This is a genomic window from Candidatus Epulonipiscium viviparus (assembly GCF_030708075.1).
In the GTDB taxonomy this organism is placed as follows: domain Bacteria; phylum Bacillota; class Clostridia; order Lachnospirales; family Cellulosilyticaceae; genus Epulonipiscioides; species Epulonipiscioides viviparus.
Window position 1 is genome coordinate 3,210,047 of record NZ_CP117982.1, and the last position, 22,743, is coordinate 3,232,789.

The 22,743-nt window shown below is 41.5% G+C and carries 11 protein-coding genes; 5 read left to right on the plus strand and 6 right to left on the minus strand.

Annotated features, from left to right (window positions below; translation table 11 throughout):
• Nucleotides 1-75: 75 nt before the first annotated feature.
• On the plus strand, nt 76-1,245 hold the full coding sequence (locus tag PCY70_RS13590; protein WP_029487865.1) for an LL-diaminopimelate aminotransferase: 1,170 nt from the start codon (nt 76-78) through the stop codon (nt 1,243-1,245).
• Here PCY70_RS13590 and PCY70_RS13595 read toward each other — a convergent pair.
• The 6 genes from PCY70_RS13595 to PCY70_RS13620 form a co-directional block, all read right to left on the minus strand.
• Nucleotides 1,242-4,292 carry an AAA family ATPase gene (locus PCY70_RS13595; protein WP_305767913.1) on the minus strand — a complete coding sequence of 1,017 codons (3,051 nt, stop codon included), beginning with the start codon at nt 4,290-4,292 and terminating at the stop codon, nt 1,242-1,244. The genes PCY70_RS13590 and PCY70_RS13595 overlap by 4 nt on opposite strands.
• Nucleotides 4,293-4,447: 155 nt before the next feature.
• On the minus strand, nt 4,448-4,672 hold the full coding sequence (locus PCY70_RS13600) for a hypothetical protein (protein ID WP_029487866.1): 225 nt from the start codon (nt 4,670-4,672) through the stop codon (nt 4,448-4,450).
• 15 nt (nt 4,673-4,687) lie between these two features.
• Nucleotides 4,688-5,527, minus strand: a complete 840-nt coding sequence (dapF, locus tag PCY70_RS13605) for a diaminopimelate epimerase (RefSeq protein WP_305767914.1) — start codon at nt 5,525-5,527, stop codon at nt 4,688-4,690.
• A 15-nt stretch (nt 5,528-5,542) separates the two neighbouring features.
• Nucleotides 5,543-7,132: a CTP synthase gene (locus PCY70_RS13610; RefSeq protein WP_010166470.1), complete on the minus strand. Its 1,590-nt coding sequence runs from the start codon at nt 7,130-7,132 to the stop codon at nt 5,543-5,545.
• 45 nt (nt 7,133-7,177) lie between these two features.
• On the minus strand, nt 7,178-7,735 hold the full coding sequence (locus PCY70_RS13615) for an ANTAR domain-containing response regulator (RefSeq protein WP_305767915.1): 558 nt from the start codon (nt 7,733-7,735) through the stop codon (nt 7,178-7,180).
• A 10-nt stretch (nt 7,736-7,745) separates the two neighbouring features.
• Nucleotides 7,746-8,948, minus strand: a complete 1,203-nt coding sequence (locus PCY70_RS13620; RefSeq protein WP_305768978.1) for a glutamine synthetase family protein — start codon at nt 8,946-8,948, stop codon at nt 7,746-7,748.
• Nucleotides 8,949-9,291: 343 nt separating this feature from the next.
• Here PCY70_RS13620 and PCY70_RS13625 point away from each other — a divergent pair, with 343 nt between their 5' ends.
• From PCY70_RS13625 to pulA, 4 genes are all read left to right on the plus strand, one after another.
• Nucleotides 9,292-9,690: a hypothetical protein gene (locus PCY70_RS13625; RefSeq protein ID WP_305767916.1), complete on the plus strand. Its 399-nt coding sequence runs from the start codon at nt 9,292-9,294 to the stop codon at nt 9,688-9,690.
• Between the two features lie 80 nt (nt 9,691-9,770).
• A complete protein-coding gene (locus PCY70_RS13630) occupies nt 9,771-15,209 on the plus strand; it encodes an early set domain-containing protein (RefSeq protein ID WP_305767917.1) in 5,439 nt (1,812 codons plus the stop codon).
• On the plus strand, nt 15,202-16,611 hold the full coding sequence (locus PCY70_RS13635; RefSeq protein WP_305767918.1) for a pullulanase-associated domain-containing protein: 1,410 nt from the start codon (nt 15,202-15,204) through the stop codon (nt 16,609-16,611). Before PCY70_RS13630 ends, PCY70_RS13635 begins: the two co-directional genes overlap by 8 nt.
• Nucleotides 16,557-22,712 carry a type I pullulanase gene (gene pulA / locus PCY70_RS13640; RefSeq protein WP_305767919.1) on the plus strand — a complete coding sequence of 2,052 codons (6,156 nt, stop codon included), beginning with the start codon at nt 16,557-16,559 and terminating at the stop codon, nt 22,710-22,712. Before PCY70_RS13635 ends, pulA begins: the two co-directional genes overlap by 55 nt.
• Nucleotides 22,713-22,743 lie beyond the last annotated feature (31 nt).

Here is a 22,743-nt window from a genome sequence, read left to right on the forward strand (position 1 = left end):
ATTTTTTATTGCTTGACGAATAGGATAAATTAGGATATATTAATTATGTTAAAATTGAGAGACAGGAGATATATAATGCAAATTAATGAAAACTTCTTAAACTTAGAGCAAAGTTATCTTTTCTCTACTATTGCTAAAAAAGTAACCGAATTTAGTTCATCTAACCCAGATGCCAAAATAATTAGACTAGGTATTGGCGATGTAACGCTTCCTCTAACACCAAGCGTTGTAGCTGCGATAAATGAGGCAGTTCAGGAAATGGGCGAAGAAGCGACGTTTCGCGGATATGGACCAGAACAAGGTTATGACTTTTTGAAAAATACCATTCAAGACTACTATAAAACAAAAGGGGTTTCATTAGATCTAAACGAAATTTTTATTAGTGACGGAGCTAAGAGTGACCTCGGAAATATTTTAGATATCTTTGGCCCAGGAACCAGCTTGATTCCAAATCCAGTATATCCCGCATATCTGGATACAAACGTTATGGCCGGACGCAAAGTTAATTTTTTAGATGGCAATGAAGACAATAATTTTCTGCCAATGCCAGAAGATGGCTCCGGTGGTGATCTAATTTATTTGTGTTCTCCAAATAACCCAACTGGTGCGACCTATACTAGAGAGCAACTTAAAGTCTGGGTCGATTATGCTATCCAAAATAATTCTATCATCTTATTTGACAGCGCGTATGAGTGTTTTGTACGAGACGCAAATTTGCCAACCAGCATTTATGAAATAGAAGGCGCCTCCTCTTGTGCGATAGAGTTTTGTTCCTTTTCCAAAACAGCTGGTTTTACAGGTACTAGATGCGGATATACTGTAATTCCCCACACTCTGCAAGTAAATGATACAGCTCTAAACAAGCTGTGGCTTAGACGACAAACCACCAAATTTAACGGTGTTCCATATATTGTGCAAAAAGGTGCTGCTGCCATATTTAGTGAACAAGGTCAAAAAGAAATTCGAACTAATATTGATTATTATCTCGAAAACGCAAAAATCATTCGTGACGGTTTTGCTGAACTGGGCTTTTGGCTTGTAGGTGGAGATAACTCGCCTTATATATGGCTCAAATGCAAAACGGATTCTTGGACTTTCTTTGACAAGCTTTTAAGCGAAGCCCACGTTGTTGGAACTCCTGGAGTTGGATTTGGAACTAATGGAGAGGGATATTTTAGAATGTCTGCCTTTGGAAATCGCGAAAATGTTATCGAAGCTATCTCAAGAATAAAAAAAATCTTTTAAGATCTAACAGAGAGCATAAATTGAGCTGCTGAATTTTTTAGGTCGGCAGCCTTTTTATATAATTCCATGGCTTTTTTTACGTCTTTTTTTACTCCTTTTCCATCATCATAAAATACTGCTAGTCGATACATAGACTCTCCATGTCCTGAGTTTGCGGCTTTCTCATACCATTTGGCTGCCTTTCTAAAGTCTCGCTTCTTCTCGAACATAACAGCCAATTCGTATTGCGCATTTACATAGCCACCAGATGCCGCTTTTTCGTATAGTTTCATCGATTGCTTTAAGTCACGCTCTACTCCTCTGCCTTCTTTATAGCATAGGGCCATTCTATATTGCGCCGGTGCAAATCTCTTCGCCGCGGCGGCCTCCCATAACTCCACGGCTCTAAACAAATTTTTTTCTATGCCATACCAACCCATGTCATAACATTCGCCCAATATAAACATGGCCTCGACGCTATCTTGTTTGGCAGCTTTCTCCCAATACTCTACTGCGGTAAGTAGACTCTTAGGCACTCCTGTCCCTTCCGCATAGCAATTGCCTATTACTAGCTGGGCTTCTCCGTAATTCATAGCCGCCGCTTTCTCAAACCATTCCAGTGCTTTTACTATATCAGTTTCTACTCCTAACCCTTTTTTATAGCAACAACCTAGTTGATACTGCGCCTCGACCACATTCTGATTAGCAGCTTTTTGATACCAAGTTAATGCATTCTGTAAATCACGCTTTGCTCCATCGCCATAATGCCATTTGAGATCTTTTTCTACTCCGTCACTTTTTATATAACACATAGCAAGATGGTATTGAGCTAATGCATGTCCTTGTTCCGCGGCTTTTAAAAAATATGAAAAAGCTTTCGTCGCATTTTTTTTGGTGCCCAGTCCCTTTTTATAGCAAAGCCCCAGCTGATACTGAGCCAAAGCATATCCAGCGTTTGCAGCCTTTTCAAACCATTCTACAGATTTTTCCAAGTCTTGAGGGGTGCCTATTGCAGTGTACCATAACCCAAGCTGATATTGAGACTCGATATCGTTTTCTTCGGCCATAAATTTAAGCTCTTCGATTTCGGTAGTTTTGCTAGTAGCTTCTAAAATAATTTTTTCCTTAATTTCAGCTTCTTTGGCATACTCTTTTGCCAACTGCGATTGTTCAGTTTGATCAGATTGTGCCAGCCGGATAGCTTCATCGGCCCAATCTTTAGCTGTTGACTTAGTTGTTAATGCCACAAGCTCCAAATTATATGCAGAAATTTTTCCACACTTCTTTAAAGGTGAAAACTTCAATTGATCGTATTTGGATTCGTAAATAAATAAGTTCGATTTTGCACGGCTAACTCCTACATATAGCAAATTAAAGTAATACTTCATTTGGTCATTTTTTTTGCACTTGCCATTTAAAATTTCGTTCCATTTAACAATATATTCAGACATTAGGTCATAGCAATAGATGTTATCATATTCAAGCCCCTTTATTTCGTTAATCAAAAATATACGATGCTCTATTCCGGGGTATAACTTTACAAGTTTCATTTTGGTGGCCTCGGTCGCGACAACAATGGCGCAATAGTGCTTATCGACCACTTCTTTAAACAGTTGAACAAAATCTCGCGGCTTAAAATCTAATACTTGCGGTTCGCTACCATCTTTTAGTGCGACTTCTTCGTAATCATAAGAAGAAGTTCCGATATACTTTTGCCTTTCTTCAACGAGATTGTTAATTAACCGTGTAATTTGTTTGGTTCCACGAAAATTTTTGGTAAGAACTTTATTTGTAATCTCTTTGTTATATGTATAGTATAAGTTTTTTAGACGACCAAAATTAAAAAAGGTTGGGTATATTGTTTGGTTTATATCGCCGGCCCACACAATTTTGCCGCTCGGTCGCACCAATTTACTAATTAAATAAATTTGTAATTCGCTTAAATCTTGAATTTCATCAATTACCACATAGTCATATTTTTCAAAGTTATTTGCTGTTAAAATCATTCTTGCAACGTCATTTTCGCTGTATTTATTGGAAGTATCTAACCATTTTTGAAAAGCCACCGCCACTTTATAAATTTCTTGCTTTTCATCTTTGTTAAATATCGAATAATGTTCAGGCATATCCAAATAAATATCTAGCGGAAGCAACCTCTGGTTACCCTCAATCTTAGATTTAACAAATTTATACTCAAGACCCAGATATCCTGTTAAAATTCCTCTGATTTCTGCAACTATTTCATGTATTTCTTTGCGCTGAACGATTGAATATTTATATTTTTCCTGATATAGCCAACGTCTTAGCTCGCGAGTGGTTATCATTTGGGTATCTGCTATATTGGCTAATTTACACAGTAATTTTCGTATTGTCATAAACTCTAACCCCTCCTGCTTATTAAATACCTGAAAATCTTTGTGCGCCTTTTCTAGTAATAGATCGGTATATGTTAGATATAACGATTTGCTATTGGCTCTTGTCATTGACAGCACATGTAATAATACTACTGTTTTGCCCGTTCCGCCTGCCCCAATAAGTAAAATCTGGTTTTCCAAAGCATCCAAAACATCGTATTGCTCATCAGACAGATATTTGACAAACTCGATATCGTTTTCTTCTGCTAATCGTACCAAATCTTCATCACGAACAACAATTCCTTGAATTGTTGACAGATCCAAATGTGTTGTATACATTTTTTCAATTTGAATATCTAACTCATCTTCATCATATTTTTGCTGAAGTGCTTGTCTAATAGTAACCAAATTTAAACTGCGCTCATCATAGCTATGTCCTTCTCTGATTTGATTATCATGGCTTACAAATTTTAAAAATACAATAGAATCGATGGTCTTAGTTTGATTTCTAATAAAACTAAATAAGATTCTATCTCGGCTATTTAACCTAAACTTAAATATATTGGTGTTGCTAACTTTACATATACCATAACCTCGGGGCAGTTCTCTAATCTGGTATTGAGCCTCTAATATTTGTTTTTCAAATTGTAGTAATTTAGAAATGATATCATAACCTATGGGTATATTTTTAAAAAAATTTTGTTCTATTACCATTCTATAGCTCCTCTTATTTAATATATTCTATTGCTAATTTTACTCGTTCAATATATATTTTGTCAATGTTTTGTCAATTTTTTTTACATTTATTTTCCTTTTTAAAAAAATGCAAAAAAATAAACTGCAAAAGAATATTCTGCAGTTTGCATACATCAACGTAAATGATTTCCCAGTGTATTTTCTTCTACATACCTTAGAAGCAACGTATTATCATTGCTTTCCCAAATTTGTCGTACCAAATCTTTTGGTATTTTCAATCGCTCGCTGGCTTGTTCTAAAGTTAAAAACTCTTTTAATGCCAAAATATTGTTCGATGTAATAATCAAATTTTCTGGTTGCTGAGACTCCATTGTTCTATTTCTTAAATTTTGGTACATCGCCATCCCTCCCTTCTAGCAATTAAATTCTACATCCCCCGAGAATGCTTTAGTCGCTGTTCCGGTCATAAATATTGTTTCATCTGTATATCTGATTTTTAATTCTCCACCTTTTAATATAATTGTAATATCTTCGTTCTTTTTGGCATACCCATTTAGAACACAAGCTACTGCAACTGCGCATGCTCCCGTTCCACAGGCTAGTGTTTCGCCACTGCCTCTCTCCCACACTCTCATTTTATATGTGGTTTCATTTATCTTTTGTACAAACTCTGTGTTTACTCTATCCGGAAAAATTTCGTTATTCTCAAATAATGGTCCGATCTTTTCCAGTTCAATATCATCTAGATCGTCTACAAATACTACGCAGTGAGGATTTCCCATCGATACGCATGTTATATTATATGCTACTTCTTCTATAAGAAGTTCATGATTAATTATAACATCTCCCTCAAGATCAACCGGAATCTTTGCAGGCTCCAAAATCGGTGCTCCCATATCCACTTCCACAATGTTCACTGCCCCGTTTTCTACTTGTAGTGTTAGGTCTTTTATGCCGCTGAGTGTTTCTATCTTCAGATTTGTTTTGCGAGTGATGTTATTTTCGTATAGGTATTTTCCAACGCATCGGATGGCGTTTCCACACATCTTGCCTTCGCTTCCGTCTAAATTGAACATCCTCATCTTGGCATCTGCTACTCTAGATGGGCCAATCAACACTATGCCATCTCCGCCTATCGAAAAATGACGATCCGATAACTCGACTGCAACTTGCCTAGGGTTTTTTATCTCCACTTCAAAACAATTAAAATATATATAGTCATTTCCTATTCCGTGCATTTTCCAAAATTTCATAAGTTCTCCTACCTTCTATTTTTGTATACTTGCTTGTATTAATCCCGAAAACAGCGGATGCGGTTTATTTGGGCGACTCTTAAACTCGGGGTGAAATTGCACTGCAATATAGTAGCTAAGAGTCGGTATCTCTATGACTTCTACCAAAGTTTTATCCGGAGATACTCCACTAATTACCAGCCCGTTGCTGATCATTTGTTCTCTATAATCATTATTAAACTCGTACCTATGCCTATGTCGCTCCGCAATTTCGTCTTTGCCATATAATTCTTTTAGCAACGTGCCGTCTTTTATACTACATAGATAGCTGCCGAGGCGCATCGTTCCGCCTTTGTCGGTAATCGTTTTCTGCTCTTGCATGATATGAATCACCGGATTTTGGGTAGTCTCACTAAATTCTGCCGAGTTCGCATCTGCAAGCCCCAATACGTTTCGGGCAAATTCCACAACCGCAACTTGCATTCCCAAGCAAATTCCCAGTAACGGAATATCGTTTTCTCTCGCATATTTACATGTTAATATTTTGCCTTCAATGCCTCTGTCGCCAAAACCTCCGGGTACTACAATTCCATCAACACCGCTCAACATCGCCGATATATTTTTGGCCGTAACTTCTTCGCTATCTATCCAGCTGATACTCACCTTTGCTCCTAACATATATCCTGCATGGCGAAGGCTTTCTGCAACAGATAAATACGCATCATGTAGTTTAACATATTTGCCAACAATCGCAATATTGACGTCTTTTGATGAGTTATAAATGTGATCTACCATTTCTTTCCATTCGGTTAAATCTGGTGCTACTGTCTCTAACTTGAGTGTCCTACAGACCACTTTATCTAGCCCATTTTTGTGTAGCATCAATGGCGCTTCGTACAAAGATGGTAATGTTATATTTTCTATTACGCAATCTTTTTTCACATTACAAAATAACGAGATCTTGGCCATAATATCTGCTGAAAGTTCTTCGTCTGCTCGAGCCACGATAATGTCTGGAGAGATCCCCATCGCCTGAAGCTCTTTTACCGAATGTTGCGTTGGCTTACTCTTATGCTCGCCGCTCGATTTGATATATGGCACTAGCGTCAGATGTATAAATACGCAATTGTCTCTCCCAACTTCCAAGGAAATTTGTCTAATGGTTTCCAAAAATGGCTGAATCTCAATATCTCCTGTTGTCCCACCAATTTCGGTAATCAACACATCTGTGTTTTTGGCACTGTTATATATAAAATCTTTGATCACATTGGTAATATGCGGAATTACTTGTACTGTTTGCCCCAAATATCCTCCAGATCGCTCTTTGGTTAGCACTTCATAATATATCTTTCCAGATGTTAAATTCGAAAACTTGTTTAAATTCTCGTCTATAAATCTCTCGTAATGCCCCAAATCCAAATCTGTTTCTGCTCCATCTTCTGTGACAAAAACTTCGCCGTGCTGATAAGGGCTCATTGTACCTGGATCAACATTCATATATGGATCAAGTTTTTGTGCGCTAACCTTCAATCCACGAGCTTTCAATAGTCTACCCAAACTAGCTGCAGTGATGCCCTTACCCAATCCAGATACAACGCCACCCGTAACAAAAATAAATTTACTCATAAAAATCTCCTCTCGCGAACAAGGGAAAACGTCCGCTTAATATGTTTACCACCCATGGTTGGCGATAATCGTTTGTGCTATATCCTTACGTGTTTTTCTAAGGTTCATAGCTTGTTTTTCAATATATTTATGTGCCTCAGTTTCTGTTATCCCCCTAAGTTCAATCAATATACATTTTGCACGGCTAACAATGCGTATATCATCTATTTTTTGAGATAGACTAATGTTTTCGTCTTCGAGACGTTTTAGACGTTTATTCGTTGCGTATGCTATTTTAACTGATGTCGTCAGCATCTTCTTATTAATGGGCTTGGTTATTGTGATTATACCCAGCTCTTCTGCTGTTGTGGAAATTTCATCATAATATTGAGCATTCACTATCAATATAACTTGTGTTGCTGTTGCTATATCCTTTGCCAATTGTTCTCCAGTTTCATCTGCCAGCGGAGCGTTTATAATTACTAAATCGATATCACGCTCTAGTAACATGGCTCTTGCTGCTGCGGCAGAATTGCTTGTGTATAGCTTATCATATAGTGGCAATATGCTCGATAAAAAGTCTTGGCCAGGATTAATTTTTGAAACCATTAATACGCTTTGCATCTACTCACCTCTACAATTTTAGAAAGTATTCATTCATATAGAAAGTCTCTCTACTACTGCTCTTATACGCATCTATTTCTCGTTCTTTTTGTAATACAAATCGCTTGACAAAGTCTTCGCCAATGCTATTTGAAACAAAGCTAGATTCTTTTGCCGCTATTATGGCAGCTTGTAGTGTCTTTGGTAAATTTACACTCTTCTTTATAGTATACTGATTTTGGATTCCCAATATTCCAGCTTGCAATATCAACGAATAGGCTATATATGGATTTGCAATAGATCCAATGTGTCGGCATTTAAAACTGCTATCATAATTCTTGGAAACAAATGGAATTTTCACAACGCTGTCATATGAATTTATTATAGGATGTAAAAACAGTGCCATTTCCTCTGCCTTTTCTAATATTCCTGCCATAAAGTATTCTTCGATTTCCTCATCTACTGCAGATGTCTCTAACAAATCTTTGTTACATTTAGTAAGGCTGATGTTGATATTTAAATCATTAGAATTTTCAAGCTTGATAGGTTTTGGCATAAACGATGCGTATAATCCGTATCTAGCCGCCGCGGCCTTGGCGATACTCTTAAATGTTAACAAGTTATCGGCGCAGCTAAGAGCATCCATATATTTAAAGTCTATCTGATTTTGACCGGGACCTATCTCGTGGTAAGAACTATGCGGTGTTATTCCTATACGATCTAGTAATAAGCATATCTCGCGTCGTACATCTTCTCCTTTATCGATCGGTGCCACATCCAAATAACTCCCATTATCAATAGGCGTTGCAGAAGGCAACAAATGATCGTTTTGTCTAAACAAATAAAATTCGCTTTCTTGTGCTATTTTGGTCGAATATTCCAGATCAGCTAAATCTCTTACTGCCTTCTTCAAAATTTGTCGACTATCTAATTTAAATAACTGCTTATCTTTTGTTTTTATATCGCAATAAAACTTGATAACGCAGCCCGGCTCTGGTCGCCAAGGCATGGCACACAACGTCGTTGGGTCTGGGTACAAATATAGATCCTCATTAGCAAACCCCGCAATCTTGCTCCCGTCAATGCGAACTCCATTAAATAACGCTCCCTCCAACTCAGGTTGCATTATAGCCACATTTTTCTGATTTCCAAAAATATCACAAAAAGCCAAGCGAATAAATTTTACTTCATGTTCTCGCACAAAATTCAAAATGTCGTTGATCATAATGTCCATCAAAATTCACCCCCATTTTCATTTTTCTATCTTCATCATTATAGTTTAAAACTTTCAATACTTCAATAGCTAAATACAATTTCAAAAATTATCGCACTAACTTTATAAATAATCGGTTTTACGCTCACTCCTTTCTCAATTTTATATTTTATATAATGCTCTCACAAAACAATTTCTATACAACCAAATTGAACAACGTCATCGAGTTATAATTTTCTCCAAATATTTCACGCTTAAACAAAAATGCTTTCGATTTTACAAATTATTATTTCCAAAAAGATGTTGTAATAAATAATGCGATGCTATATAATAATCAATAACTATCTCGAAAGGAGTAATAATTATGAAAAGAAGTAATCAAAACACTGCGATATTAATGGCAATGTGCCTGATGACTAACACATCTCCAATATTAGCAATTGATAACGAAGAGGTTTCTACCCCATACATAATGGAATCGCTAGAGTTTACAGATCCCGAACCGTTTTTTGATGCGTTCGACGATTTTGCGATCCCCGCCACCTTGGATTTCGAAGACATAGAGTTAACTGCTGATGTCGATATTACTGCAATCAGCGATTTGGAGTTTATATCCGAAGAGTTTGTGCCCGAAGATTTTTTGACCGAGGATCTGCTGGTTCCTGAGCTTGCAGAAACAGACGATTTCTTAGAGTCTCTTTTACCAGATATTTCAATTTTTGAATCCCCAGAATACTCAGATTATGCTATAGAAATGCTATAGAAGATGCTATAGAAGATGCTATAGAAGATGCTATAGAAACCGAGCTGCCAGCAAGTCCAGATATTTCACTCCCCGACAACGTGGATCCAGTTGGTGAAGGCGATAAAATTGATACCGATTTTGATCAGCTTCCTGGCTATCGCGAAAGTCAATTTACTGTAAATGATCCGATTTATTCTATACAAACAGGCGTAAAAACTCTCTTACCCCGCAAAGGTACATACATAGATGAAAATAATCAACCACAGATTATTGATCTCGAATACACTACAACCGCTGAAGTTTCGGCTTATACTACTTTAGAAAAAATAGACCAAGATACATATATAACAATCGATCCGACATCTCGCGTAAACTCAGTACCCATTATTGCGAAATATGGAGCTTACAAGATGGACATCGTGCTCGAAGTAGTACAGACCAATACCTACATTATTAACTATTCTCGGCCAGATTATGACAGCTGGTCTTTGCGAGTTACCGCATCCGACTCAAATAAAGATTACGATTTTGCAGATGCCAAGGATGTCACCACTTCTGGTATCGCGTTCAAGCAATTTGAGCATGTCACCCAAGAGGATGTCATCAGCATAACAGCTCGTAACGCCACCAACAACCAAACTGCAGCGCAACATGTGGAAATGCCTCTCAATTCTACTACTCGCGAGATTTGGATTATTGATGGGGAGAGCCCGCTGATTTTCTTTGATGCTACTGATATAAATATAACAAGTCCCGAAGTATCTGGCACAGACGTTACTTTTAGAATTGCCTCCGATGCGGTTATTGTATATCTTACAGGATCTTTTAATGATTGGAAAATTTATTCGGATACAGATGATAAATCTCCGTATGCCCTATTAGATGCGGATCAAAATGGATTGTGGGAAGGAACGTTCTCTTTGCCATATGGTATACACGAGTATCAATTTCAGATAGATCAGTTCGGCGCATTTGATGGTGTTCAAAACGATCTCCTAGTTACAGATCCCTACAACCCAAATCTATCAGCAAACCAGCAAAGAAGCATCGTGGTTGTTCAGCCACCTACTCCTATTACTAGTCCAGAAATTACAAGCAACTCTGTAACCTTTAGGTACTATGCTCCCGATGCGACTGAAGTTTCAGTTAAGGGAAGTTTTAATAATTGGAACAATATGGCAATGTCCCCAAGCGCTGCAGACGTGTGGGAAGCAACAATAGCTCTTCCTGTTGGTAAGCATGAATACAAATTTGTAGTCGATGGTGAAGAAATAACTGATCCGTTTAATCTTACAAAATCATCAGACGAATCCAATAGCGTTGTAATTGTCGACTCTGCTATTCCTATAATCAGCTCAGAAGTTCGAGGCAGAACTGCAACATTTAGATATTATGCTCCAGATGCAACTACTGTGGCGGTCGCAGGCAGTTGGGCTCCTACTGCAAATGAAATGACCAAATCTCCTGATGGCATATGGGAGTTGTCGCTAGATCTTGATCCAGGAAAGTATACTTACAAATTTCAGGTAGATAATAACGAGGTGCCAGATCCATTTAACTCTGCAGGTGAAGTTAATATTGCAGATGTTCTGAGTCCTGTAATTAACGGAAAGTCGGCACTGTTTAAATATTATGCTCCACATGCAAAAACTGTTACTGTGTCATCTACTTTTAATGGCTGGTCAAAACTTGATGATCCACTAACTGATGCCGATGCTGATGGCATATGGGAGGGGACGGTAACAGATATTAGCGAATTAAAGCACAAGTACAAATTCGTCGTAGATGGCGACTCTTTGCGAGATCCCGCCAACGATCAAATGACAGATCAAGGAAATAGCATCTTAAATATGATTTATGCTATAAGCCCGGAAGTGGCGGAGACCGACGTTACGCTTCGGTATTACGCGCCAGATGCAAAAGAGGTTTCGGTCGAAATAGCCACTGCAAGTATGAAAAGGCCATTGACCAAAACTGAGAATGGCGTCTGGCAAGAAACGCTAACTCTTACACCCGGAGATTACGAATACAAATTTATTGTCGATGGCAAGCGTGTGACAGATCCGTATAACTCTGCCCCGCTATCGTATACAGGCAATAGCGTTTTTGTCATTGAGGCTCCTGTTGAAGTTGTGAGCCCCGTTGTTGCTGGAAAAACTGCAACATTCAGCTACTATAATCCTACTGCAACTGACGTATATGTCGTCGGAGATTTTAATAACTGGCTCAAAACTGATGAAATGAAAATGACCAAAGATTCTGATGATGTATGGAAAATTACACTCGATCTCGAAGCCGGCGAGCATCAATACCAATTCGATGTCGATGGCGTATTAGTCGCAGATTCCGCAAATGGTGAACCAACTATAGATGGAAACAGTGTTGTTAGCATTGCGGACATCACCAGTCCAATAATTAGCGGCACAACTGCAACATTTAGCTACTACGCTCCTGACGCACAGACTGTTTCCGCGACTGGAAGCTTCAACAATTGGGCAGCTGCAACCATGACAAAAGATACTGCTGGCGTTTGGACAGTTACAGTAAAAGATGTTGCAACCAAAAAGCATGAATACAACTTTATGGTGGACGGTCAGACGATCACAGATCCTTATAACGATCAACCTTTAGCAAATGGAAACAGTACTTTCGACGTTGTAGCTGTTACTAGCCCCGCCGTTGCTGGAAAGACGGCAACGTTCCGGTACTATGCCCCAACTGCAGAAGCTGTTTTTGTTGCAGGCGATTTTAACGAGTGGTCCGATACTGCCAATTCAATGACCAAATCTCCAGATGGCATATGGGAAGCTGCCATAGATCTCAAAGCTGGTGAGCATGAATACGCATTTATGGTGGATGGCGTTGAGTTTAGAGATCCAGCAAATGAAGAAATATCATATAATGAAAAAAGTTTAATCTATGTTGCAGATGTCGAGAGCCCTTCTGTAACTGGGCATAAGGTAACATTCAGATATTACGCTCCAGATGCACAGACCGTAACAGTAGCGAGCGATTTCAACGCCTGGTCCGATACTGCAAATCCAATGAGCGATGATGATAAAGATGGTATATGGGAAATGGAAATCGACCTTAAATCAGGAATCTATGAATACTTATTTGTGGTAGATGGCAACCGAGTAAATGATCCAGCGAACTCCGCCACTGCAGAAAACGGAAATAATACTGTCACCATCATTATAAATGTAGCGGTTGAGAGCCCCGAAGTTCGCGGCAAAACTGTAACGTTCAGATATCACCACCCATATGCAAAGACAGTGACTGTAAAAGGAGCGTTTAACAATTGGTCCGAAGAGGCAATGATTAAGAACGATGATGACATATGGGAAATTGCATTCGATCTCGAAGCGGGAGATTACGAATACTCATTTGTTGTAGATGATCAAGAAATTTTGGATCCAGAAAATGATGATCAGCTATCATATGACGGCAAAAATTTAGTTCATATCGCGGATGTTAAAAGTCCTGAGATAGTTGAAAACGCTGTAACATTTAGATACTATGCCCCTACCGCAGAGGCTGTTTCGGTTTTGGGTAGCTGGACTATTACGGCAACTAAAATGACTAAATCTACAAACGGCATATGGGAAATTATGGAAAATCTACCAGCAGGCACTTACGACTACAAATTTGTTGTCGATAGCAAGAGTGTTACAGATCCGTCAAACCCTACCGTCGATGCAAATGGAAACAGCGTCGTTAAAATTGTTCCAGCTGTAGTGGTCAAAAGTCCGGAGGTAGTCGGAAACAAAGCAACATTCAGATATTACGCGCCAGAAGCCAAGGCTGTTTCAGTTTTAGGAAGCTGGAATGCTGATGTAAATACAATGGTTAAATCTGCAGATGGCATATGGGAAATTACAGTGGATCTCACTACTGGCACTTACGCCTACAAATTTATTGTCGATAACAATTTTGTTACAGATCCATCAAATCCTAACATCGATGCAAACGGAAATAGCGTCGTGACTATCGCACCAGAAATCGTAAGTCCGGAAGTAGCTGGAACTAAGGCAACATTCAGATATTACGCGCCAGATGCACAGGCTGTTTCAGTTGCAGGAAGCTGGAATGCTACCGAAGACGCAATGACTAAATCTTCCAATGGCGTATGGGAAGTTACATTGGATCTCGCTGCTGGTGATCACACATACAAATTTGTTGTCGATGGCAAACAAGTAGCGGATCCATCAAATCCTGATGTCGATGCAAACGGAAATAGCGTCGTGACTATCGCATCAGAAATCGTAAGTCCGGAAGTAGCTGGAACTAAGGCAACATTCAGATATTACGCACCAGATGCACAGGCTGTTTCAGTCGCAGGAAGCTGGAATGCTACCGAAGACGCAATGACTAAATCTTCCAATGGCGTATGGGAAGTTACATTGGATCTCACAGCTGGTGATCACACATACAAATTTGTTGTCGATGGCAAGCATGTGGCAGACCCATCCAATCCTGATGTCGATGCAAACGGAAATAGCGTCGTGACTATCGCACCAGAAATCGTAAGTCCGGAGGAAGCTGGAACTAAGGCAACATTCAGATATTACGCGCCAGATGCACAGGCTGTTTCAGTTGCAGGAAGCTGGAATGCTACTGAAGATGTAATGGTTAAATCTGCCAATGGCGTATGGGAAGTTACATTGGATCTCGCAGCTGGTGATCACACATACAAATTTGTTGTCGATGGCAAACAAGTAGCGGATCCATCAAATCCTGATGTCGATGCAAACGGAAATAGCGTCGTGACTATCGCACCAGAAATCGTAAGTCCGGAGGAAGCTGGAACTAAGGCAACATTCAGATATTACGCGCCAGATGCACAGGCTGTTTCAGTTTTAGGAAGCTGGAATGCTACCGAAGACGCAATGACTAAATCTTCCAATGGCGTATGGGAAGTTACATTGGATCTCGCTGCTGGTGATCACACATACAAATTTGTTGTCGATGGCAAACAAGTAGCAGATCCATCAAATCCTGATGTCGATGCAAACGGAAATAGCGTCGTGACTATCGCACCAGAAATCGTAAGTCCGGAGGTAGCTGGAACCACGGCAACATTCAGATATTACGCACCAGATGCACAGGCTGTTTCAGTCGCAGGAAGCTGGAATGCTACTGAGGATGTAATGGTTAAATCTTCCAACGGCGTATGGGAAGTTACATTGGATCTCACAGCTGGTGAGCACACATACAAATTTGTTGTCGATAGCAAGAGTGTTACAGATCCGTCAAACCCTACCGTCGATGCAAATGGAAACAGCGTCGTTAAAATTGTTCCAGCTGTAGTGGTCAAAAGTCCGGAGGTAGTCGGAAACAAAGCAACATTCAGATATTACGCACCAGATGCACAGGCTGTTTCAGTCGCAGGAAGCTGGAATGCTACCGAGGATGTAATGGTTAAATCTGCCAATGGCGTATGGGGAGTTACATTGGATCTCGCAGCTGGTGATCACACATACAAATTTGTTGTCGATGGCAAACAAGTAGCGGACCACCGAAGACGCAATGACTAAATCTTCCAATGGCGTATGGGAAGTTACATTGGATCTCGCAGCTGGTGATCACACATACAAATTTGTTGTCGATGGCAAGCATGTGGCAGACCCATCAAATCCTAACGTCGATGCAAATGGAAATAGCGTCGTGACTATCGCATCAGAAATCGTAAGTCCGGAAGTAGCTGGAACTAAGGCAACATTCAGATATTACGCGCCAGATGCAAAGGCTGTTTCAGTTGCAGGAAGCTGGAATGCTACTGAGGATGTAATGACTAAATCTTCCAATGGCGTATGGGAAGTTACATTGGATCTCACAGCTGGTGATCACACATACAAATTTGTTGTCGATGGCAAACAAGTAGCAGATCCATCAAATCCTGATGTCGATGCAAACGGAAATAGCGCCGTGACTATCGCACCAGAAATCGTAAGTCCGGAGGTAGCTGGAACTAAGGCAACATTTAGATATTACGCGCCAGATGCAAAGGCTGTTTCAGTTGCAGGTAGCATGAACTCCTGGGATAAATCGGCTAGCCCTATGGCCATTACCGAAGACATTTGGCAACTATCCCTCTCTTTAGACCCAGGAGCGCATCAGTATAAGTTTGTTGTAGATGACGTTTGGCTTAATGATCCGCTCAACACCGCAGATACTGTTGATGGCAATAACGTCGTTGTTATCAATGGGCTCGCTGTTACTGGAAATCCAGATACTTTGACAGTAGACACAGCGACCGCACTCGCAACGACAGGCAAACTCTTTACGGCGGCGCATCCGACTGGTCTCGATACACCTGTTAATTATGCTCTCGCTGAACCGTCAACTACTGTGACTCTTTCCGAAAAAGACGGCGTTACTTATGTGACTGCTGCAGCGAATCATGTGGGCGATGTTATTCTCACTGCCACTGCCACGGTAGATCAAGTTGCGTATTCACAAACGATCAACTTTAAGGTGGGCGCTCTAAACGAATACACCATCAACTATTATAGGCACTCTGATTACGACGACTGGAATTTGTGGATCTGGCCATTTGGTAAGGAAGGCGCTGGTGTGCCATTTACCTCAGACGAAACTTTTACACTTTCTGATGGCAATGATTATACTTTCAAACAACTTAAATATTATTCTACAGATGAAAAAATCGGAGTAATTCCTAGGAAGGGTGACTGGGTTTCACAAGATGGTGGTGATAGATTTATCGAAATTCCAGCAGAATCTGATGCAACTCAGGTGTGGATTGTCGAGGGGCACACAGATGCAATTTACACCGATCCTTCTCAGATAAATTTCGAGGCCAAAGTCAAGAGAGCTTATGCCGATACTGCAACTGAGATAACTGTTACACTGTCGAGTCGCCAATGGAATACGATAACGCAACGGGGGTATGGTCCGCTACTGCAGATGGAAACCTAGACGGAAAGTTTTATATGTATAAGTTGACTTTTGCAAATGGCGTGACTCACTACGCAGTTGATCCGTACGCGCGAGCCGTATCTGCGAATGGACAGCGAACTGCTATTGTCGATCTTGCCGAAACCGACGCGGCTTTGGCCAATGACAAAAAACCTGTAATTGTCGATGCCTCTGATGCAGTAATTTATGAATTACACGTTCGCGATTTCTCGATTGATCCCGATGCTAGTTTTGCGAACAAAGGAAAGTTTAGAGCATTTACAGAAACCGGCCTCACAACTGCAGGCGGCGCTGAAATAGGAATCGATCACCTCAAGGAGCTTGGCGTAACTCATGTACATTTGCTTCCAAGCTACGATTACGCAAGCGTTAACGAAATGTCAGACTCGCCGCAATTTAACTGGGGATATGATCCGCAAAATTATAATGTTCCAGAGGGTTCGTATTCTAGCAATCCCGAGGATCCATACGCTCGCATCGAGGAGTTTAAGGAAATGGTTGCAGCATTGCATTCGGCCGGAATTAGAGTTGTTATGGATGTAGTTTACAATCACACTTTCAGCGTAACGGATGGCCCGTTTGATAAAGTGGTTCCAAATTATTATTATCGAACATTTGATGATGGGATGTATTCAAACGGCGCTGGATGCGGAAATGAAGTGGCAACTGAGAGGCCAATGGTGCGCAAGTATATTACCGATTCTGTAATGTATTGGGCTGAAGAATATAATGTGGACGGATTCCGCTTCGACCTGATGGGGCTTATTGATACACAAACCATGCAGGAGTTAACCGATAAGCTGCGATCAGAAGTCGATGCCGATATGCTTATATACGGAGAGCCATGGCAAGCCGGCGGTAGCATCCTTCCGGGCGATCAGCAAACTCTTAAGGGCTCTCAAAAAGGCGAGGAATTTAAGGTATTTAATGACAATATCCGCGGGGCAATAAAAGGGGATAGCGATTCAACCGGTACTGGGTTTGCGACTGGAGCATCTGATAAAGAAGACGATATAATCGAAGGCGTAAAGGGCGCTATCAATAGCATTGCACAAGAGCCGACCGAGGTTATTTCATATGTTACTGCCCACGACAATCTCAACTTGTGGGATAAAGTTATTGCGACTCAAGAGTTAGAAGATGAGTTGGGATTTGAAGAAATGAAAGACGGCGCATTAGTCAATGGAGGAAGCGTCGATGACATGGTTGCTAACGCGGAGCCACACAAATTTGTAGATCCAAACGACGTCTTTGCCAATGAGACAGTGAAACGCAGTATTCTCGCAAATGGCATCGCGCTTACATCACAAGGAGTTCCATTTATCCATGCTGGTGAAGAAATTCTGCGCTCCAAATACGGCGATCACAACAGCTACAAGAGTCCTGATTCGATCAACATGATTCGCTGGGATCTCAAAGATCAATTTGGCGATGTGTTCGATTATTATAGCGGATTGATCGAGCTTCGTAATGCGCATCCAGCATTTTCGATGGAAACTGCCGATGAAGTTGAGGAATATTTTACCGAATTGCGTAGCGAGAACAATGTTGTAGCGTACAAACTCGGCGAATACGCAAACGGCGACAGTTACAAAAATATTGTTGTAATATATAACGCCAACACAGAAGAAGTGAGCGTTGACCTGCCTACGGCAGCAGAGTGGAATGTAGTAGTTAATGAATCAGCTGCAGGAACGGCTGTACTCGAGACTGTTACAGGTAGCGTTTCCGTTGCTCCAATTTCGATGATGGTTTTGTATGAAGGCGAAAGAATTTATGAGCGCATTCCAACTACCATCGAAGTGGAAGAAACTTTCGTTGCCCTTGGCGTTGGTGATTCACATATTTTTGATGTGATCATAAAAGATCAGAACGGCGTTGAAATGACGATGGCGGCCACTCTCACGGCAGCTGATGCGTCGGTTGTGGCGATCGATGGGCAAAAGATTACCGCATTGAAACCGGGTAAAACTGCCATTACGTTTACAGCAGCAGTGGGGACCCGCGGAGTTAGCGAAACGGTGGAAGTTGAGGTTGTGGATAAACTGGTACCTGCAGCCATCGAGATTGTGGCTCCAGAGCAATTTGTCTATACGGGGCTTTCGTTAGCTCTAAAAGCAAATGTTACGGATCAGTTTGGGCAACCATTAAGCGGTCAAATCGTTACATGGGGCACCAGCGATGCGGCAACGGCGACAGTGGGGCTCGACGGGCTTGTTCGCGGCATAGCAATCGGGGATGCGACGATAACAGCCACTGTGGGAGAGGTAACGGCCACAATCGATATTGCAGTAAAAAAATATGAGAAGCGTTTTATAGTCGTAGAATATTTCCGCCCTAAAGGAGATTATGATGGCTGGAATTTATGGGTGTGGAACACAGGCGTTGCAGATGGGCAAGTCGACTTTGTTGAGGCAGATGCCGGAAAAGTTATGGCGCAAATCGAAATTGGTCCTGCAACCGAAAGCATTGGATTCATCGTTCGAAAAGGTGACTGGGAAGATAAAGATATCGATGGCGACCGCTCAATTTTTACAACCAAAGATCAAATCATCACCAAAGCACGCGTAACCCAGGGGCAAACTGCTTTCGATACGCTGGCAAAGTCGGAGCTCTTTGTCGATACCGCGGCTCAAACAGTAACCTATCGCTACCGCAACGACATGCTATTTAAAGATGGCGATATGGATACCATCGATTCTGCAAAAGTGGAAATCAATGGTCAGCTTTATAATATGACATACGACCCAGATCAGGAATGGTTTGAATATGTTCAGCATGGATTAGCAGAAGGCGAGTATTTATATAGCTTCCACATTACCGAGGGATCCAAAACTACAGAGTATCTCGACCCAACCAATCCGGCAACCAAAAATGATAAGTCGCTGTTTGTATATGAAAAGCTTAATATCTCGGCAACGGCATCTGCCGCTCCAGCCAAAATTACTGCCCGAGAAAATAGCGTTATAACTATCGATCTCAATGCGGCAGATCAAGATATTGCCAAAATAAGCCAAATTACTATCGATGCGACACAGTTGGGCGGCGGATTGATCGACGTACCGGTGGAGCTTCTCGCGGCGACGGTTTCGGTTAGAGATGACGTAACTGCAGGCAAAAAGACGCTCCCAATCAGCATCTACGACAACGTCAATAACAAATACACAACCACTGTCACCATCGATGTGGAGACGTATACCGGAGATGACTTCGATTTTGATGAAGCGATAATCTACTTTATGCTAACCGATCGCTTCTACAACGGCAACGAAAGTAACGACGACCCATATAAGCTAGGCTACGACAAAAATGATCCGGGCACATACCACGGCGGCGATTTTGCTGGCATCACGCAGAAGCTTCCATACCTCAAAAAACTTGGAGTAAATACCATCTGGATCAGCCCGATTGTCGAAAATATCGCATACGACGTCCGTCATAGTACATCGCCATATCTTAACAGCTACTACGCATATCACGGATATTGGGCAAAGAATTTTGAAAAGCTCAACCCGCATTTCGGCACCATTGCGGAGCTACACGAACTGATCGATGCGGCACATGACATGGGAATCAAGATTATGGTCGACGTCGTGCTAAACCATGCGGGATATGGAATGGATAACGGAATGGAATCGGCACCTGAGGGATATCCAACCGATGCTGAACGCGAAATTTTTGCAGGGATGTTGCGAACCGAAACTAGTAACGACGAGATTTTGGGTCAGCTTGCCGGGCTACCAGATTTTAAAACCGAGGATGCCGATGTACGCGAGCAGCTAGTAGATTGGCAAGTTGCCTGGGTCGAAACTCTGGGCAAAACTGCAAAAGGCAATAGCATAGACTACTTTAGAGTGGATACCGTAAAGCATGTTGAGGACGCTACATGGATGCATTTCAAAAATGAGTTAACAGCGGTGGATCCAAATTTCAAAATGATCGGCGAAGCATACGGCGCAAATATCAACCAAGACCTAGGCTATCTAGATTCTGGAATGATGGACTCTCTCTTAGACTTTGAGTTTAAGGACATTGCATCGACATTTGCTAACGGAGATATCGACAATGCGCAAGATCGCCTGATGGATAAAAATGGCAAATTAGATAATACTAGCACCGTGGGTAACTTCCTCAGTAGCCACGACGAAGGTGGGTTTCTCAAAAATCACGTTGGTGGCGATATTAACAAACTCAAAGCCGCGGTCTCTTTACAAGCGACTGTAAAAGGTCAGCCAGTAATCTACTATGGCGAGGAGATGGCATATAGCGGCGATAACGACTATCCTGTTCAAACTAATCGGCCTACAATTGACTGGGCAAAAGAACAAGAGCAAGTTAAATTGATTTCGCATTATCAAAAAGTTTTTGCAGCGAGAGCCAAATATAGCGACATCTTTGCAAAGGGCACCCACACAGTAACTGCTGGAAGTAGCGCGCTTGGCTATACTGTATTCGAGCGAGAATACGATAACGAAACTGCAGTAGTTGTGATAAATTTGGGGCCCGCACAAGCAACGAGTATAAAAACTCCGTTCAAAACTTCTGCGATAGATTTATACAGCGGCAAAAAATACGATCTCACCAATGGCACTTTACAAACAACGATACCTGCAATTGAATCGGGAGGCACCATGATTCTTGTACAAGGCGAGACATCTGGCGGCGGCTCAAGCGGTGACGGCGGTTCAAGCGGTGACGGCGGCTCAAGCGGTGGCGGCGGCTCAAGCGGTGGTGGTGGCTCAAGCGGTGGTGGCAGCTCAAGCGGTGGTGGCAGCTCTAGCGGTGGCGGCAGCTCAAGCGGTGGCGGCTCTAGCAGTAGTTCTAGTAACGTTAAAATAACAGGAGGCGAAATAGAAGAGCTTTTTGTTGAAGACGCTACTGTTAACGTAGAAATATCAGTGCCTGCTAACACCAATGCGGTCGAAGTTACGCTCAAGAACTCAGTCCTTGCACCAGCAATAGCCCGAGCAATTGACAACGCCGAAACAGATGCCCCGATGCTATTAATAGTGTTCGATGGCAACGTGTCGGACGCAAAGCTGACAATAGGACGTGATATAATCTCCGAGTTGGCCGCATTCCCAGATGCAGTAATAGGGATCGAAACATCTGCAGCGACATTGGTGATAACGAATCTTGCTAACCTCGCGGCAAATGCTCTGGCAGGCGACGTAACATTTTCAATTGCCGAGTTATCTGCAGTTACAAGTGACGCGATACCAGAGGATCAGCCTAAAAAGACAGCACCGAGCACGTTGATCGCATATCCAATCGCGTCATCAAACTTTATAGATCCAGTAATTTCACGAAATATATTTGCGACCCCTGATGCGCAATCTGCGTTTAAAGCAGCTCCGGTATTTTTGACGCCGATGCTAGTGACGCCTACAATTGCCTACGAGATCGGCATCGACATTGCGCAGCAGCCAATAAAATTTGCGCACGCATATCTTAGTGTTCCATATGCAGTAGGCGAGATGTATTATGTAGATGCTTTGGAAAACACGACGCACGTAAAATCACAAATCAATGCAGTAGACAACATGCGAACGATTGCCGCGCCATATATGGGGATCTACGCAATAGGAGAGAGCGTAACATTGGCGAATCCGTTTATCGACGTCATTGCGCAAACGCCACATTACGCAGATGTCCTATACTCAGCGGCAAAAGGAATTATGACAGCCGTAAGTGAAACCAGATTTGAGCCAAATATAGCGGTAACTCGACGCGAGCTTGCAGACTTGCTATTTAATCTAGATATTTTATACGCACTCGACTTTGAAAATATTTTTGACGATGTCACCTCGGGAACATGGTATTCGTATATAGCAAGCTGGACATCCAAATTGGGTATCAGCCATGGCTACGACGATCCAGCTCTTGTCCCAGCAGCGGAAGTTACCAAAGAACAGCTTGCACTCATTCTATATAACTACGCCGAATTTGATGCGTCAATATTGGACCCTGAGTTTTCGTTCAATTTTGCGGTAGCGTCGAAGTGGGCCTCAGATAACGGAATTCTTTCTGGAATGGGCATTCTCACGCGGGCTGATTTAGCGGCAGCGATAAATAGATTTCTGGTATTTATTAGTAGATAAGATGTAATATAGACGAATCACGAAAATTAAA

Bases quoted from the DNA above. Each gene is read 5' to 3' on its own strand.
- PCY70_RS13590 (WP_029487865.1), top strand. From the start codon at position 76: ATGCAAATTAATGAAAACTTCTTAAACTTAGAGCAAAGTTATCTTTTC.
- PCY70_RS13595 (WP_305767913.1), bottom strand. From the start codon at position 4,292: ATGGTAATAGAACAAAATTTTTTTAAAAATATACCCATAGGTTATGAT.
- PCY70_RS13600 (WP_029487866.1), bottom strand. From the start codon at position 4,672: ATGTACCAAAATTTAAGAAATAGAACAATGGAGTCTCAGCAACCAGAA.
- dapF (WP_305767914.1), bottom strand. From the start codon at position 5,527: ATGAAATTTTGGAAAATGCACGGAATAGGAAATGACTATATATATTTT.
- PCY70_RS13610 (WP_010166470.1), bottom strand. From the start codon at position 7,132: ATGAGTAAATTTATTTTTGTTACGGGTGGCGTTGTATCTGGATTGGGT.
- PCY70_RS13615 (WP_305767915.1), bottom strand. From the start codon at position 7,735: ATGCAAAGCGTATTAATGGTTTCAAAAATTAATCCTGGCCAAGACTTT.
- PCY70_RS13620 (WP_305768978.1), bottom strand. From the start codon at position 8,948: ATGGACATTATGATCAACGACATTTTGAATTTTGTGCGAGAACATGAA.
- PCY70_RS13625 (WP_305767916.1), top strand. From the start codon at position 9,292: ATGAAAAGAAGTAATCAAAACACTGCGATATTAATGGCAATGTGCCTG.
- PCY70_RS13635 (WP_305767918.1), top strand. From the start codon at position 15,202: ATGACTAAATCTTCCAATGGCGTATGGGAAGTTACATTGGATCTCGCA.
- pulA (WP_305767919.1), top strand. From the start codon at position 16,557: ATGGAATACGATAACGCAACGGGGGTATGGTCCGCTACTGCAGATGGA.